15 protein-coding genes are annotated in these 15883 nt (G+C 73.0%); 11 read left to right on the top strand and 4 right to left on the bottom strand.

Annotated features, from left to right (window positions below):
* The first annotated feature begins 82 nt into the window (after window positions 1-82).
* Together IEZ31_RS51115 and IEZ31_RS51120 are read left to right on the top strand one after the other, a co-directional pair.
* Window positions 83-436, top strand: a complete 354-nt coding sequence (locus IEZ31_RS51115) for a histidine triad nucleotide-binding protein (protein ID WP_190257427.1) — start codon at window positions 83-85, stop codon at window positions 434-436.
* Window positions 433-1776, top strand: a complete 1344-nt coding sequence (locus IEZ31_RS51120) for a serine hydrolase domain-containing protein (protein ID WP_190257428.1) — start codon at window positions 433-435, stop codon at window positions 1774-1776. Before IEZ31_RS51115 ends, IEZ31_RS51120 begins: the two co-directional genes overlap by 4 nt.
* 8 nt (window positions 1777-1784) lie before the next feature.
* Here the strand turns inward: IEZ31_RS51120 and IEZ31_RS51125 are convergent, their stop codons facing one another.
* A complete protein-coding gene (locus IEZ31_RS51125; protein WP_190257429.1) occupies window positions 1785-2558 on the bottom strand; it encodes a VOC family protein in 774 nt (257 codons plus the stop codon).
* A 308-nt stretch (window positions 2559-2866) separates the two neighbouring features.
* Here IEZ31_RS51125 and IEZ31_RS51130 point away from each other — a divergent pair, with 308 nt between their 5' ends.
* The 5 genes from IEZ31_RS51130 to IEZ31_RS51150 all read left to right on the top strand — a co-directional run bounded on the left by IEZ31_RS51130 (window position 2867) and on the right by IEZ31_RS51150 (window position 7084).
* Window positions 2867-3937: a PhoH family protein gene (locus tag IEZ31_RS51130; RefSeq protein WP_190257430.1), complete on the top strand. Its 1071-nt coding sequence runs from the start codon at window positions 2867-2869 to the stop codon at window positions 3935-3937.
* A gap of 17 nt (window positions 3938-3954) precedes the next feature.
* Window positions 3955-4410, top strand: a complete 456-nt coding sequence (gene ybeY / locus IEZ31_RS51135; protein WP_190257431.1) for an rRNA maturation RNase YbeY — start codon at window positions 3955-3957, stop codon at window positions 4408-4410.
* Between the two features lie 4 nt (window positions 4411-4414).
* Complete coding sequence (locus IEZ31_RS51140) at window positions 4415-5737, top strand: hemolysin family protein (protein ID WP_229837127.1); 1323 nt, start codon at window positions 4415-4417, stop codon at window positions 5735-5737.
* Window positions 5730-6068, top strand: a complete 339-nt coding sequence (locus IEZ31_RS51145) for a cytidine deaminase-like protein (RefSeq protein ID WP_190257432.1) — start codon at window positions 5730-5732, stop codon at window positions 6066-6068. The genes IEZ31_RS51140 and IEZ31_RS51145 overlap by 8 nt, the downstream gene beginning before the upstream one ends.
* Window positions 6069-6193: 125 nt before the next feature.
* Window positions 6194-7084 carry an aminotransferase class IV gene (locus tag IEZ31_RS51150; protein WP_190257433.1) on the top strand — a complete coding sequence of 297 codons (891 nt, stop codon included), beginning with the start codon at window positions 6194-6196 and terminating at the stop codon, window positions 7082-7084.
* Here IEZ31_RS51150 and IEZ31_RS51155 read toward each other — a convergent pair.
* A complete protein-coding gene (locus tag IEZ31_RS51155; RefSeq protein WP_229837130.1) occupies window positions 7077-7778 on the bottom strand; it encodes a sulfotransferase-like domain-containing protein in 702 nt (233 codons plus the stop codon). The genes IEZ31_RS51150 and IEZ31_RS51155 overlap by 8 nt on opposite strands.
* A 197-nt stretch (window positions 7779-7975) precedes the next feature.
* Here IEZ31_RS51155 and IEZ31_RS51160 point away from each other — a divergent pair, with 197 nt between their 5' ends.
* Genes IEZ31_RS51160 through IEZ31_RS51175 form a run of 4 tightly spaced genes read left to right on the top strand, consistent with a single transcriptional unit; the run spans window position 7976 to window position 13593 of the window.
* Window positions 7976-11116 (top strand): type VII secretion EssC family protein, encoded by a 3141-nt coding sequence (locus IEZ31_RS51160; protein WP_190257435.1) that lies wholly within the window; start codon window positions 7976-7978, stop codon window positions 11114-11116.
* A gap of 12 nt (window positions 11117-11128) precedes the next feature.
* Entirely contained in the window at window positions 11129-12019 is an 891-nt protein-coding gene (gene era, locus IEZ31_RS51165; protein ID WP_190257460.1) for a GTPase Era, read from the top strand.
* Window positions 12020-12796, top strand: a complete 777-nt coding sequence (recO, locus tag IEZ31_RS51170; RefSeq protein WP_190257436.1) for a DNA repair protein RecO — start codon at window positions 12020-12022, stop codon at window positions 12794-12796. It abuts the gene before it with no gap.
* Window positions 12793-13593, top strand: coding sequence for an isoprenyl transferase (locus IEZ31_RS51175; RefSeq protein ID WP_190257437.1), 801 nt, complete (start codon window positions 12793-12795; stop codon window positions 13591-13593). The genes recO and IEZ31_RS51175 overlap by 4 nt, the downstream gene beginning before the upstream one ends.
* Before the next feature lie 108 nt (window positions 13594-13701).
* Here IEZ31_RS51175 and IEZ31_RS51180 read toward each other — a convergent pair whose 3' ends face one another.
* Both IEZ31_RS51180 and IEZ31_RS51185 read right to left on the bottom strand, forming a co-directional pair.
* A complete protein-coding gene (locus tag IEZ31_RS51180) occupies window positions 13702-14079 on the bottom strand; it encodes a hypothetical protein (RefSeq protein ID WP_190257438.1) in 378 nt (125 codons plus the stop codon).
* The gene (locus tag IEZ31_RS51185; protein ID WP_229837132.1) at window positions 14079-15839 is read right to left on the bottom strand and encodes a PHP domain-containing protein; all 1761 of its coding nucleotides are present in this window, start codon (window positions 15837-15839) and stop codon (window positions 14079-14081) included. The genes IEZ31_RS51180 and IEZ31_RS51185 overlap by 1 nt, the downstream gene beginning before the upstream one ends.
* Between the last annotated feature and the right edge of the window lie 44 nt (window positions 15840-15883).

Consider the following 15883-nt stretch of genomic DNA (forward strand, 5'->3'; position numbering starts at 1 on the left):
CCTGCACCCACCTATTATCGACCAAACCCGATCAAACCGGTGCGACGGCACGCCGGATTATTCAGCGGTCTCCTAGGATGCGTTGGTGACGAATGACTGCCTGTTCTGCCGCATCGTCGCGGGGGAGATCCCGGCGACCGTGGTCCACGAGACCGACGAGACGCTCGCGTTCCGTGACATCGGGCCCAAGGCGCCCGTCCACGTGCTCGTCATCCCCAAGGTCCACCACACCGACGTCTCCGAGCTCGCCGTCGCCGACCCCGGGCTTGCCGGCAAGGTACTCGCCGCCTGCGCCGCGGTCGCCGCGGGCGAGGGGCTCGGCGAGGGCGGCTTCCGGGTGATCTTCAACTCGGGCCCGCACAGCGGGCAGGAGGTCTTCCACGTGCACGCGCACGTCCTGGGCGGCAAGCCGCTGGGCCCGATGGTCTCGGCATGAGGCCGGCACAGCGGTACGAGCGTATCGTCCGGCGCGTGCAGGCGGAGGCCCGCGTGCCGGCGCTCAGCGTCGCCGTCCACCGGGCCGACCGTCCACTATGGACGTTCCAGGTGGGCGCCGACGCGGGCACGCAGCTGCGCATCGGCTCGGTCACCAAGACGTTCACGGCGGTCCTCGTCATGCAGTGCCGCGACGACGGGCTGCTCGACCTCGACGACCAGATCGCCCGCCACCTGCCGGTCAAGGCGCACGGGGAGCTGACGATCGGCCGCATGCTGTCGCATTTGTCGGGGTTGCAGCGGGAGCCGTTCGGCGACGTGTGGGACACCTTGGGCGCGCCCGACGTCGAGGGGCTGCTGGCCCAGCTCGACCGGGCCGAGCAGGTGCTCCGGCCGGGCCTGCGGTTCCACTACTCCAACCTCGCCGTCGCCCTGCTCGGCCACCTCGTCGGCCGGCTGCGCGGCGGCACCTGGGAGGAGGTCCTGCGCGACCGGATCCTCGAGCCGCTCGGCCTGCACGACACCGCGTCCGTCCCCGAGCGGCCCGCGACCGGGTACATGGTCGACGCCTGGTCCGACTACGCGCACCCCGAGCGGCCCGACGACTTCGGCGCCGTCGGCCCGGCGGCCCAGCTCTGGAGCACCGCGGCGGACATGGCCCGCTGGGCGGCGTTCCTGGCCGACCCGCGGGAGATGGACCCCAACGGCGCCGTCCTGGCCGCACCCACCGTCGAGGAGATGCGCGCCCCGCAGGCCGTCACCGAGGACGTCCTCTGGACCCGGGGCTTCGGGCTCGGGCTGATCGTCCACCCCCAGGCCGGCCCCGGGCGCATCGTGCACGTCGGCCACGACGGCGCCATGCCGGGCTTCCTGGCCGGGGTCTACGGCCGCAGCGGAGGCAGCGGTACCCCCGGTGCCCTCGCCGTCGCCGCCCTGGGCTCGTCGGGGACCGCGCGGGAGATCTGCGAGCTGCCGCACGAGCTGCTCGCCGCCGTCGTCGAGGAGGACCCGGCCGACGTCGCGCCGTGGGTGCCCGGCGAGCCGGCGCCGCCGGAGTACCGCTCGGTCCTCGGCCGCTGGTGGAGCGAGGGCTTCGAGTTGGTCTTCAGCTGGCGCGACGGCGGCCTGCAGGCGCGCGGCGCCGACGACCCGGCGGCCCGCCCGCCGGCCCGGTTCGCGCCGGTCGAGGGGCGGCCCGACCTGCTGCGGACGGTGTCCGGGCGGGAGGCCGGGGAGCTGCTGCGCCTGACCCGCGACGAGGACGGCCGCGTGGTGCGGATGCACTGGGCGACGTACCGCGTGACCCGCACCCAGGAGGCGTTCGACGGCCACGCGTTCTGAGCCGGCGGTCAGCGGCTGATCAGGGTGAACACGGCCTCGTTCGGGTCGACCACCACGGCGATGCGGCCGTGCGGCGAGTCGAACGGGCCGTGCTGCACGTGCCCGCCGGCCGCGGCGACCCGCTCGGCCGCCCGGTCGGTGTCGTCGGTCGCGAAGTACACCATCCAGTGTGCCGGGACGCCCTCCCACGCCGGCGTCATCGTCAGCCGGCCGGCCACCGGGTCGGCGCCCCCGAGGCTCCACGCGGAGTAGTCGAAGTGCTCCCCGCCGCCGTCGATGCGCGTCTGCCGGTACCCGAAGAGGCCGTGGTAGAAGAAGTCGGCCACGGTCGGCTCGCGCGTGTTCACCTCGGCCCAGCACAGGGCGCCGTTCTCGTCGAACAGCTGCGAGCCGGTGTGCCGCCCCGGCTCCCACGCGCCGAACGCCGCGCCCGACGGGTCCGTCGCGAACAGCATCCGGCCGTTCTGCGGGATCTCCATCGGCGGGACGAGAATCTTGCCGCCGTGCTCGTCGATCCGCTGGGCGGTGTCCTTCAGGTCGTGCGACATGAGGTACAGGCTCCAGGCCGCCGGCAGGGCCTCGGCGCCCGGCATCGGCGCGCTCATCCCGGCCACGATCCGGCCGTTCTTCAGGCACATCGTGTAGTGGCCGGAGTCGGCGCCGGTGTCGACGAACGTCCATCCGAAGACGGCCTGGTAGAACCGCTGCGCGGCCGGCACGTCGGCAGCCACCACGTCCGCCCAGCAGGGTTCCCCGTCGATGTATCCCGTGCGCTCGACCATGGCTGGGCCTCCTCGCGAGAATCGGTCATCTGCCTCCTTACCAGCACCGGGAAGCACGTGAAGGGCGTTTCGCGACGAGTGGCATCTTCGGCCGAACCCGAATCGGGGACGGGACGCGAAGTCGGCGACGGCACGCCACGGTCGCCTGAAGAGTCGCCTGAGGAGTCGCCTGAAGAAAGTCGGCGACGGCACGCCACGGTCCCTGAAGAAAATCAGAACGGCCGTGCGGGCGGTCAGCCGATACCATGAAGAGCCAGGACAGGAGCGAGCCCCGGAAGCAGGTGCTTGAGGCCCACCGCGGCCAAGGTATGACCGAGACCCCAACCCCCACGGCAGCGTCGACGGAGCAGCCCGTGCGGGCCATCAGCAAGATCACGGTTCCCGACCCGCACACGATGGTCAGGCTGCTCGGTGCCGGAGACGAGATTCTCAAGCTCGTCGAGCGGTCCGTCCAGAGCGACGTGCACGTCCGGGGCAACGAGATCACCATCACGGGCGCGGCCGCCGACAACGCGCTGGCCGAGCGCATCTTCAGCGAGCTGATCGAGCTGGTCCGCAAGGGCGAGACCCTCACGCCGGACACCGTCCGCCGCACCGTCGGGATGCTCCAGCAGAACACCACCGAGCGCCCGGCCGAGGTGCTGACCCTCAACATCCTCTCCCGGCGCGGCCGCACGATCCGGCCCAAGACGCTGGGCCAGAAGCGGTATGTCGACTCGATCGACCAGCACACGATCGTGTTCGGCATCGGCCCGGCCGGCACCGGCAAGACCTACCTGGCCATGGCCAAGGCCGTCCAGACCCTGCAGGCCAAGCAGGTCAACCGGATCATCCTGACCCGCCCGGCGGTCGAGGCCGGCGAGCGGCTGGGCTTCCTGCCCGGCACGCTCTACGACAAGATCGACCCGTACCTGCGGCCGTTGTACGACGCGCTGCACGACATGATCGACCCGGAGTCCATCCCAAAGCTGATGGCCGCCGGGACGATCGAGGTCGCGCCGCTGGCCTACATGCGGGGCCGGACGCTCAACGACGCCTTCATCATCCTGGACGAGGCGCAGAACACCACGCCCGAGCAGATGAAGATGTTCCTGACGCGGCTGGGCTTCGGTTCGAAGATCGTCGTCACCGGTGACGTGACGCAGATCGACCTACCCGGGGGGACCCGCAGTGGGCTCCGGGTGGTCCGTGAGATCCTCGACGGCGTCGAAGATGTCCACTTCGCCCAGCTCGGCAGCGCCGATGTCGTGCGCCACCGGCTGGTGAGTGAGATCGTCGACGCTTACGCCCGGTGGGACGAAGCGCAGGAGGCGGAGCAGCCGGTGCGCGCCGTCCCGGACCGTGCCGCACAGGGCGGCCGGCACGGGCGACGACGCTGACCGAGTCAGGAGCCCTGTTGTCCATCGAGATCGCCAACGAGTCCGGAGTCGACGTCAACTCCGACACCATCCTGGCGGTGGCGCGGCATGCCCTCGACGAGATGGGGGTCAACCCGCTCGCCGAGCTGTCGATCCTGCTCGTCGACGTTGAGTACATGACGGAGCTCAACCACCGGTGGATGGACGGCGACGGCCCGACCGACGTGCTCGCCTTCCCGATGGACGAGGGTAGCGTCGACCATGGGCCGGGCGAGGGCGGCGGCGAGCCGGCGCTGCTCGGCGACATCGTGCTCTGCCCGGAGGTGGCCGCCAAGCAGGCCGCCGCCGCCGGGCACGCGACGATCGACGAGCTCGCGCTGCTCACCGTGCACGGCACGCTGCACCTGCTCGGCTACGACCACGCCGAGCCGGAGGAAGAGGCCGAGATGTTCGGCCTGCAGGCGCGTCTCCTGGAGAGCTGGCGAAAGTCGTGACCCGTTGAGTGACGTGACGCTCCTGACCACGGCCGCCGGGTTGGTCGTGCTCGCGGGCCTGTTCGCCATGACCGACGCCGCGCTCAACGTGGTCTCGCCGGCGCGCGCCCACGAGCTGGCCCGGGAGGGCCGGCCCGGCTCCAACGCGCTGCAGGTGATCGCGGCCGATCCCGCGCGGTACATCAACCTCCTGCTCCTGCTGCGGCTCCTCTGCGAGCTGACCGCGACCACGCTCGTCGCCCTGGTGACGGCCGCGGCCGTCGGCGGCGACCGCGACTGGCTGGCCGCGCTGATCACCGCCGGCTCGATGACCGTGGTCAGCTTCGTGGTGGTCGGCGTCGCCCCGCGCACGATGGGCCGCCAGCACGCGTATCACGTGGCCCGGTTCACCGCGCCGCTCGTCCGCTGGCTCGGCACGGCGCTGGGCCCGCTGGCCCGGCTGCTGATCCTCATCGGCAACGCGGTGACCCCCGGCAAGGGGTATCGGGAGGGTCCGTTCGCGACGACCATCGAGCTGCGCGAGCTGGTCGACCTGGCCGAGCAGCGGGGCGTCGTCGAGCACGGCGAGCGCGAGATGATCCACTCGGTCTTCGCGCTCGGCACGACGATCGCCCGCGAGGTCATGGTCCCGCGCACCGAGATGGTGTGGATCGAGGCCCACAAGACGGTCCGCCAGGCGATGATGCTCGCGATGCGCAGCGGCTTCTCCCGCATCCCGGTCGTCGGCGAGAACGTCGACGACGTGCTCGGCATCGTCTACCTCAAGGATCTCGTGCGCCGCACCGCCGGCGACGACCCGTCGGCGAGCGAGATGCCGGTCGCCCAGGTGATGCGCAACGCCACCTTCGTGCCCGAATCGAAGCCGGTCGACGACCTCCTGCGCGAGATGCAGGCGGCCCGGGTGCACATGGCGATCATCATCGACGAGTACGGCGGGACGGCCGGCCTCGTCACGATCGAGGACATCCTGGAGGAGATCGTCGGCGAGATCACCGACGAGTACGACGTGGCCGAGCGCCCGCCCGTCGAGGAACTCCCCGACGGCGCGGTGCGGGTCACCAGCCGCCTGCCGATCGAGGACCTGGGCGAGCTGTTCGACGTCGAGCTGCCCGCCGACGAGGTCGAGACGGTGGCCGGGCTGCTGGCCCAGGCCCTCGGCCGCGTCCCGATCCCGGGCGCGACGGCCGTCGTGGGCGGCCTGGTGCTGGTGGCCGAGGGCACGGCCGGTCGGCGCAACCGCATCGACACGCTGCTCGTGCGCCGGGCCGACCCCGACGACGAGGAAGCCGCGACCCCCGAGACCGAGAGGCAGCACGCCGATGCCTGACCTGTCCCCCGAGGACGCGAAGCTCGTGACGCTGGCCCGGGCGGCCCGCGCCCGCATCGGCGCCGTGGAGGGGGCCGCGGTCCGCGACGGCGACGGCCGCACGTACAACGCGGCCTCCGTCGCCCTCCCGTCCCTCACGCTGACGGCCCTGCAGCTCGCGGTGGCGAGCGCGGTGGCCTCGGGGGCGACGAAGCTGGAGGCCGCGGCGGTGGTGACCGAGGCGTCCGCCCTGGACGCCCAGGGCCGGGCCGCGGTGCGGGACGTGTCCCCGTCGGCCCCGATCCACCTGGCCGCCCCCGACGCCACGGTCTTCGCCACCGTCACGGACTGACCCGGCCCGCGCCCGCACGGCTCGGCCCGCGCCGCCACCGCTGCGGGCGGAGGGCGGGGAAGCGCGCCCGGGGCGCCGGTCGTGCGGGCGACGGGCTGCGTGACATCCTGAGAGGACGACTGAGCATGCTGCAGCGGTACGACGAGCGCAACGCCGACCTGCGCTACTGGGTGAACGGGACGCTGCGGCACCGGGACGAGCCGGGCATCTCGCCGTTCGACTCCGTCGTGCAGGGCGGGGATGCCGTGTGGGAGGGGCTGCGGCTCTACGACGGCGGCATCTACGGGCTCGGGGCGCACCTCGCGCGGCTGCGCCGCTCGGCCGTCGCGCTCGGCTTCGCGGCGATCCCGGGCGACGGCGAGATCGTCGCGGCGCTGACCGAGACCCTGCGGGCCAACGACATGCGCGACGGCGTGCACGTGCGGCTCACGCTCACCCGCGGGGTCAAGGTCACCAGCGGCATGGACCCGCGGCTCAACCGCGCCGGCTGCACGCTCATCGTGCTGGCCGAGCACAAGGCGCCGGTGTACGACACGGGCGGGCTGACGCTGGTCACCAGCAGCGTCCGGCGGCCCGGGCCGGACGTGCTCGACCCGAAGATCCACCACAACAACCTGCTGAACTCGATCCTGGCCAAGATGGAGGCCAACGTCGCCGGCGCCGACGACGCGCTCATGCTCGACGCGCGCGGGTTCGTCGCCGAGACGAACGCGACCCACCTCTTCGCCGTCGGCGGCGACACGCTCGTCACGCCGCGGGCCGTCGCCTGCCCGGAGGGCATCACGCGCGACACCGTGCTGCGCATCGCGCCCTATCCGGTCGAGGTCCGCGACGTCACCCAGGTCGAGATGTACACGGCCGACGAGGTCTTCTGCACCGGCACCATGGGCGAGATCGCCGGCGTCACCCGGATCGACGGCCGGCCGATCGGCACGGGCGAGGTCGGCCCGGTGACCCGCAAGATCGCCGAGCTGTACCGCGAGCACGCCCGGGCGAACGCCACCAGCGTCATCTGATGCGGTGCGCGGCCAGTTCGTCGTAGAGCGGCAGCGCGGCGGCGACGAGCCCGGCGAGCCGCGGCGGCACGACCGGGGGAGCGGGGTCGTGCGGGGCGAAGCCGGTGGACGCCTCGACCGCCGCGTACCAGTGCGGGGCCCACACGCCGTCCGTGTCCCGCCGCCCGGGCTCCCACGCCAGCATCGCCGGGTCCCACGGCAGGCCCAGCGCCGCACACAGCTCGGGCAGCACCGAACCCGGCGCGCGGAGCACGTCGGCGGCGTCGACGACCGGCCCCGGGTGCCGCCGGAAGATCGACACCTGCTGGGGGAAGCCCAGGTCCTCGAGGGTCGGCTCGCCCCGGACCTTCGCGTAGGAGGCGACCACGCTGGCGGGGTGGCGGATGAGGTACGCGTTGGTGACCGACTCCAGCCAGGAAAGCTCGATCTGCGGGAGCAGGTGGTGGGTCATGTGCTTCTGGTACTGCAGGGTGACTCCGGCCGGCAGCGGCGCGAGCAACGAGGCCACCGCCGTGGGCCAGTCGCACGGCTGCGAGGCGAGGATGTCGCGGCGCCCGGGGTGGTCGAGGCCCGTCGCCGACAGGTAGTGCGCGTAGAGCGGCTCGTCGACGACGACGGTGCCGGGCCGGGCGCCGAAGCTGCGCATCATGGCCGTCGAGATGTTGCGGGGGCCGGACCACATGGCGACACGCACGAACAGAGGGTAACCCATGTGGCATTCCACCCGTTTTAAGACCGTATAGCACGAAATCCTGGCGCGCGTCGATGCGAATCACTCGGCGTTGTGGCGCTTACTGTCGAGGGCGGAGCCCTGCAGTGCGCCCGCCCCGCCACCAGGCTTTCTGGAAACCGACGTCGGGTGATGCTGCGCGGGAAGGAAGGGGCCGGTCGATGGACCTGCTGATCGACGTGCGAGTGGCGCGACGGGACTCGACGGTGGCCCTGGACCGCACGGTCCGGATCCGCACCGATCCCGCCGGCTCCGTGACTGAGCTGATCACCGCGTTCCTGGGCTCGCTCGACCCGGCCGACCGCCCGCAGCAGACCACCTGGGCCTGGCTGGAGCGCACCGGCCGGCGGCTCGACCCGGCCAAACCCGTCGGCGAGCAGGGCCTGCGCTGCGGCGACGTCCTGCTGCTCGGCCCGCCGGAGCAGCCCCCGGTCCCGCCGCCGGGTGGCGAGCACCGGTTCGAGCTGCTCGTCGTCGCCGGGCCGGACGCGGGCACCTGGCTGCCGCTGCCGCCGGGCGAGTTCGTCATCGGCACCGACCCCGGCGGCGACCTGGTCCTCAACGACCCCGCCGCCGGCCGCCGGCACCTGCACCTGGGCATCGGCAGCCACGAGGTGGCCGCCACCGACCTGCGCTCGCCGGCCGGCACGCGGATCGACGGGGAGCCGCTGACCGGGACCGTGACGCTGACCGGGGGCCAGCTGCTGCGCCTCGGCGGCACGCTCATCGCGGTCGAGGAGGTGCCGGCCGAGCCGTCCGTGCCGGGCGGGCCGCCGCCGGCGGTGTGGCTGCCCGCGGTGCCGCAGCCGGTCCGCAAGCGGCGGTTCCGGCGCAGCCCGGCCGATCCCGCCGCCGACTTCGCCGCGGCCATGGACCGGGCGGAAGTCGACGCGGCGGTGAAGCACCGCTCCGTCGTGCGCACGCGGCGGGCCGAGCTGCCGAGCCTCGCCCACGTCGTGCGGGCGGCCGAGCGGCACGAGCCGCCCCGGCGCCGCCCCGACGACCTCGACTTCGTCACGCTGCGGGTCGGCACCGCCGACCGCCCCAGCCGGCTGCGCTTCGAGCAGGCGGCGACCAGCGGCGACTTCGACCCCGCGCACACCGACCGGATCACGGCGCTGCGCGAGCGGTACGCGACCGACCCCGACGTCCCGGTCGAGGCCGACCTCCGCGCGCTCGGCGCCCTCGGCGCGACCGGCCCCGGCCGCGACGCCGTCCTGCGCTCGTGGGTCGTCCAGCTGGCCGCCCTCGTGCGGCCGAACGACCTCGCGCTCGTCGTGCTGTGCGAGCCGGAGCGGGCCGGGCCGTGGGCGTGGACCGGCTGGCTGCCGCACACCCGCACGCTGACCGCCGCGATCGCGCCCGGCGCGCGCACCGTGGCCGCCGAGCCGGACGACCGGGCGCGCGTCCTGGCCCTCGTCGAGGCGCTCCTGCGCCAGCGCCGCCGCGGCCGCCACGCGATCGCCGAGGCGTTCACGCCGCACGTCGTCGTCGTGCTCCCGGATCCCCGTCCGGTACCGCGGGAGGCGCTGGCCCGGCTGGTCGAGGAGGGCCCGCGGGGCGGGATCAGCCTGCTCGTGGGCGCGGCGACCGCCGCCGAGCTGCCGGCGGGCGTGCCGGCCCGCGAGGGCGACGGGCTGAGCCTCACCGTCGCCGACCGGGTCGCCCGCGCGCTCGCCGCCACCCGGGACGCGGGCGGCGGCGCGGCCCCGCGGGTGGCCCCGCTGGCCGAGGTCCTCGGGCTGGCCGAGGTCACCCCGAGCACGATCGTCAAGCGCTGGGTGCCGTCGACCCGCGACCGCGGGCTGGCCGCGCCGATCGGGCTCGGCGGCGCCGGCCCGGTCACCGTCGACCTGCGCCGCGACGGGCCGCACGGGCTGGTCGCCGGGGTGGCCGGCTCCGGCCGCTCCTGGCTGCTGCGCTCGTACCTGGTCGCGCTCGCCGCCACCTACCCGGCGAACCGGCTCACGTTCGTGCTCGTGGACGAGCCCGGGGCCGACACGTTCGCCGAGTGCGCGACGCTGCCGCACACCGTCGGGGTGTTCGCCGACACCGACCAGCACCGGGCCCGCCGGGTGCTGATCTCGCTCAACGCCGAGGTGCGCCGCCGGGAGGGCGTCCTGCGCCGGCACGGGGTGAAGGACATCGGCGAGATGGAGCGCCGGCACCCGGCCGCGGCCCCGGCCAACCTGCTCATCGTGGTCGCCGAGATCGCCGCCGCGCCCGAGGAGTTCGTGCCCGGGCTGCGGGAGCTGGCCCGCCGGGGCCGGGCGACCGGGGTACACCTGCTGCTGGCCACGGCCGGCCCGCACGGCGTGGTCGACGACGACCTGCGCGCCGAGGCCGCGCTGCGGATCGCCCTGCGGGTCGAGGAGGAGGCCGACAGCCTGGAGGTGCTGGAGCGCCCCGACGCCGCCCACCTCTCGCCCCTGCTCCCCGGGCGCGCGTTCGTGCGGCTGGGCGGCGGCGAGCCGGAGCCGGTCCAGGTGGCGTACGGCGGGTTCCGCTCGCCGGCCGGCCGCCGCACCCAGCCGACGGCGATCACCGAGGTCCGCTTCGAGTCCGGCCTCGACGCCGACGCGGGGGCCCCGGTGGCCGCCGACGGCGACCGCACCGACCTCCAGCGCCTCGCCGAGGCGATCGCCGCCGCGCACCGCGAGGCCCGGGTGCCCGACCAGCCGCGGCCCTGGCAGCCGCCGCTCGCGGCGACGTACACGCTCGACGCGCTGGAAGCCGCCCCCGGCGTCTTCACCGCCCCGATCGGCATGGTCGACCTGCCCAACTCCCAGGTCCGCCAGGTCTGGCAGCTCGACCTGGAGGAGCTCGGCCACCTGCTGGTCTTCGGACCGGCCGGCGCCGGCAAGACCACGCTGCTGGACACGATCGCCGCGTCGTTCCAGCGGTGCTACGACGCCCAGGCGGTCCGGGTGTACCGCGTGAGCGGTGAGGAGGCCCTGGAGCTGCTCGGCACGATCGAGAGCCTGGTCCGCGAGCGGGCGGCCCTCGACGAGCACCACGGCGCCCGGGTGCTGGTGCTCGTCGACGGCCACGACCCGCTGCTCAACGACGCCCTCACCCGCGTCGCCGCCGAGGGCAAGGCGGCCGGCGTGCACCTCGTGCTGGCCACCGAGCAGCGCAGCGCGGTGCCGACCTCGCTGTCCCGGCTCATGCCCGGCCGGATCGCGCTGCGGGCCGCCGGGCGGGGCCTTGTGGAGGGCACGATCGAGCTGCAGGTGGCGACGGCCGGCGCAGCCGTCACGACTCCTGCACAGCGCCCCCGCCAGTTGCGCCTGGAAGTCTGAGTACGCTGAACCATCGTGCAGCAGAACTATCGCGCGGGATTCGCGTGCTTCGTCGGCCGTCCGAACGCGGGGAAGTCGACGCTGACCAACGCGATCGTCGGTCAGAAGATCGCGATCACGTCGGCCAAGCCGCAGACCACCCGGCACACCGTGCGCGGCGTCGTCCACCGGACCGACGCCCAGCTCGTGCTGGTCGACACCCCAGGGCTGCACCGGCCCCGCACGCTGCTCGGCGAGCGGCTCAACGACCTGGTCCGCTCGACCTGGAGCGAGGTCGACGTCATCGGCCTCTGCCTGCCGGCCGACGAGGAGATCGGGCGGGGTGACCGGTTCATCAGCGGCGAGATCGCCGAGCTGAAGGCGACCCTGGTCGCCGTGGTCACCAAGACCGACCTGGTCGACCGGGCCACCCTCGCCAAGCGGCTGCTCGCGGTGCAGGAGCTGGGCGAGTTCGCCGACATCGTGCCGGTGAGCGCGGTGTCGGGGGAGCAGGTCGGCACGCTGGTCGACGTCATGATCGGCCACCTGCCGGCGTCCCCCCAGCTGTACCCCGACGACATGCTCACCGACGAGCCCGAGCACGTGCTGATGGCCGAGCTGATCCGCGAGGCCGCGCTGGAGGGCGTGCGCGACGAGCTGCCGCACTCGATCGCGGTGCTGGTCGAGGAGGTGCTGGTCGAGGACTCGGGGCTGACGAAGGTCTACGCCGACATCTACGTCGAGCGCTCCAGCCAGAAGGCGATCGTCATCGGCCACCAGGCGAGCCGCCTCAAGGACGTCGGCACCCGCGCGCGGCGCGCCATCGAGGACCTCGTCGGCGGCCGCGTCTACCTCGACCTGCACGTCCGAGTGGCCAAGGACTGGCAGCGCGACCCGAAGCAGCTGCGCCGCCTGGGGTTCTAGATGCAGTTCCGGGGCCGGCTCTATCGGGACGACGCGGTGGTGCTGCGCCTGCAGAAGCTCGGCGAGTCCGACCGGATCGTGACGCTGTTCACCCGCCACCACGGGCGGATCCGGGCGGTGGCCAAGGGTGTGCGCCGGACCATGTCGAAGTTCGGCGGGCGGCTCGAGCCGTTCGGCCACGTCGACGTGCAGCTCATGGAGGGCCGCACGCTCGACGTGATCAGCCAGGTCGAGGGCGTGGACCTGTTCGGCCGGCGGCTCATGGCGGACTACCCGCGGTACACGGTGGCCAGCGCCATCGCCGAGACAGCCGAGCGGCTCACGCCGGTCGAGCAGGAGCCGTCGCTCAAGTTGTACCTCCTGACGCTCGGGGCGATGCGCGCCCTGTCCCTCGGCGAACACGCGAGCAGCCTGGTCCTCGACGCCTACCTGCTGCGCGCGATGTCCGCCGCCGGCTGGGCGCCCGCGCTGCGCGAGTGCGCGGTGTGCGGCACCCCGGGCCCGCACCGCGGCTTCTCGGTCCCGGCCGGCGGCGCCGTGTGCCCCGACTGCCGCCCGCCCGGCGCCGGCCACCCGGCACCTGCGACGATCGAACTGATGGCGGCCCTCGCGGAGGGTGACTGGCCGAGCGCCGACGCGAGCGAGCCGGTGTTCCGGCGCGAGGCGAGCGGGCTGGTCGCCGCGCACCTGCAGTGGCACCTGGAACGCGCGCTACGCTCGCTTCCGCTGGTCGACCGTGACGACACCGCGCGAATCCGGAAGGACACCGCTTCGTGAGCAAAGGCACCTACCGTCCGCCGTCACAGCACCCGAGCGGTGCGCGCCCGCCCGCGCTGCCGAAGGAGGCCGTCCCGCAGCACGTGGCGATCATCATGGACGGCAACGGCCGCTGGGCGAAGCAGCGCGGCCTGCCCCGCACGGCCGGGCACACGGCGGGCGAGGCGGCCCTGTTCGACGTGATCGAGGGTGCCCTGGAGCTCGGCGTGAAGTACGTCTCGGCGTACGCCTTCTCGACGGAGAACTGGAAGCGCTCCCCGGACGAGGTCCGCTTCCTCATGAACTTCAACCGCGACACGATCCACCGCCGCCGCGACGAGTTCCACGAGATGGGCATCAGGGTCCGCTGGGCGGGACGCCGCCCCCGCCTGTGGCGCTCCGTCATCCAGGAACTGGAGTACGCCGAGCAGCTCACCCGCCACAACGACAAGCTGACGTTCACGATGTGCGTGAACTACGGCGGCCGGGCGGAGGTCGCGGACGCGGCGGCCCGCATCGCCGCGGACGTGGCGGCCGGCCGGCTGAAGGCGGACCGGATCTCGGAGAAGACCTTCGCGCGGTACCTCGACGAGCCCGACCTGCCGGACGTCGACCTGATGATCCGCAGCTCGGGCGAGATGCGGACGTCGAACTTCATGATCTGGCAGGCGGCCTACGCCGAGTTCGTCTCGATCGACACCCTGTGGCCCGACTTCGACCGCCGCCACCTGTGGTACGCCTGCGAGGTCTACGCCAAGCGCGACCGCCGCTTCGGCGGCGCCATCCCCAACCCGGTGATCCCGACCCTGACCGCGTAACCCCCCTTCAGGTGTCGATCTTGCAGTTGTGGTGCCGCGACACTCCGTGAATGTCCGGGTTTGTCAGGCACCACAACTGCAAGATCGACGCGGTGATGGCCGCGACCGTCAGTGGTCGTGGCAGCACGGGGTCTGGGACGGGGGCTCGAACGGGACCAGGACGCCGTTGCGGGCGAACTGGGTCACCAGCGTCAGTTTGCCCTCGCGCCAGATCGGGCGCACGAAGTCGCGGGTGTCGATCAGCATCTCCGGGACCACGAGCGCGCCGCCCAGGATTGTCACCTGGTCGATCGCGGACTCGGCCAGGACCGTCGCGACCGGGATCGTGCCGACCAGCTTGTCCGAGCCCTCGAACAGGACCGCCCGCGCGCCCTCCGGCGGGTCCTCGAACGCTACCTCGACCTTGCCGCCCGCGAAGTGCGTGAACGCGGGGCGGCCGCCCACCAGGATGTGGTGGTCGGCCGCCTTGACATCGTCGAACTGCATTACTTGCCGTACACCCAGATCGGGTTGGCGTAGAACCAGAGGTCCTTCCACGGGTCGGCGTCGCCCATCACGTCGATCGCCGGGCCCACCGGGTCGATCGCCGCGCCGAGGTAGCCGGGCGCCGTGCGGTTGCCGTCGGTGCCGCGGACGCGGACGTAGAAGGCCTGGTCGACGCGGCCGAGGTCGTAGGTGAAGGACACCGTGCCGGTGCTCTTGTTCACCTCGAACGACTTCACGACCTTGGTGTCGGGGGCCTTGAACGAGTCCTTGTCCGCGACCTCGCCGGTGACGGCGCCGCGGATGACGTCGACCCGGGCGAGCGTCGGGATGAAGTTCGCCCAGTTCGGCGTGTTCGCCAGCTGGATCTTGATGACCAGCTCGACGCTCTGGCCGCGGCGGACGACGAGCGAGTCGCCGAGGGTGACGCCGACCGGCGTGCCCTTCGGGCGGACCGTGACGTCGAGGTCGCTGATCAGGCCGCCGTGGTCGACCCAGACGCGGCCGGCCCGCAGGCCCTCCATGACGGCGGCGTAGCCGAAGTTGCGCGCGCCGACGTGGGTGCGGCTGTAGTAGCCGGGCCAGAAGTCGCCGGGCGTGAGGCTGGTCGGCTGGCCGTAGACCGGGTCGGAGTGGAACCCGTTCTTGTTGAAGTCGCTGTCGGCCGGCCGCTTCGCCGTCTCGCCGTAGACGACGTGCGAGTCGGAGTTGGCGGTGATCGACCACGACTTGCCCTCGGCGAGGAGGCTGTCCCAGAGGCCGCCGACCGTCGAGGTCATCCAGTCGAAGCCGCCCCAGGTGCGGTAGCTCTCCGGCGGGTAGCCGGCGAACGAGTTCGCGTTGGGCGAGTTGCCGTAGAAGCCGCGGGCGCTGCCGCCGCCGTTCGGCACCGCGAAGCCGGCGGCCTGGTGGCCGGGGGCGCCCTCGAAGCCGATGGCGATCTTCGGGTTGGCGTCGCGCCAGCCGCGGATCTCGTGCGGCGAGTCGATGCCGTTGCGGGCCGGGTGGTTGGCCAGGAACAGCGCGTCCTGGATCCGGCGCTTGGCGACCTGCTCGCCGAGGAACTTCACGCCGGCGATGGCGAGGGCCTCGGTGACGTTGGCCGGGTTGACCGCGCCGACGACCGAGCCGTCGAACGTGTTCTCGAACTCCTTGAGGACGGCGACCTCGTTGGCACCGGGGTGCACGAAGACGGTGCCGTGCTCGGCGGCCGGGATGTTCCACTCCAGGCCCTGGAACACCAGCAGGTCCTTGAAGTCCTCGCGGGCCTCGCGGATCTGCGGGTTGACCTTCTCCACGCCGATCTTGGCGTGGTTGACGCTGCCGTGGTCGGTGATGACCATCCAGTCCAGGCCGTACGCCGACGCGTGCTTCACGTTGTCGATGACCCGGTACATGGCGTCGCTGCTGTACTGCGTGTGGATGTGGTGGTCGCCGGCGAGCCACTTGTAGTTCTGCGAGACCGGGCGGCCGTGCCCGTGACGGTCGAAGCCGTCGAAGCCGCCGTGGTTGTCGTCGTCGCCGTGCGCGTGGGCGATGCCCGCGTTCGCGAGCGCGCCACCCGCGGCGGCCGCGGCGCCGAGCAGGCCGGCGCGGCGCAGGAAGCCGCGGCGGGACACGTCGGCGGGCGAGAGCTCGCTGTCCGGGATGGAGGCGTCGAGCACCGCGGGGACGTCGCCGGCTGCCTGCGGCATGTCCTCGTGGTGATGGTGGTGGTGGCCGTGGCCCATGAAGAGGCTCCGTTCGGTGTTGATGGTCCTCATGGGCGAATCTCGACCGCTTCTGCGAACAACAGGTAGCGATCTGC

It is taken from the genome of Dactylosporangium sucinum (genome assembly GCF_014647515.1).
In the GTDB taxonomy this organism is placed as follows: domain Bacteria; phylum Actinomycetota; class Actinomycetes; order Mycobacteriales; family Micromonosporaceae; genus Dactylosporangium; species Dactylosporangium sucinum.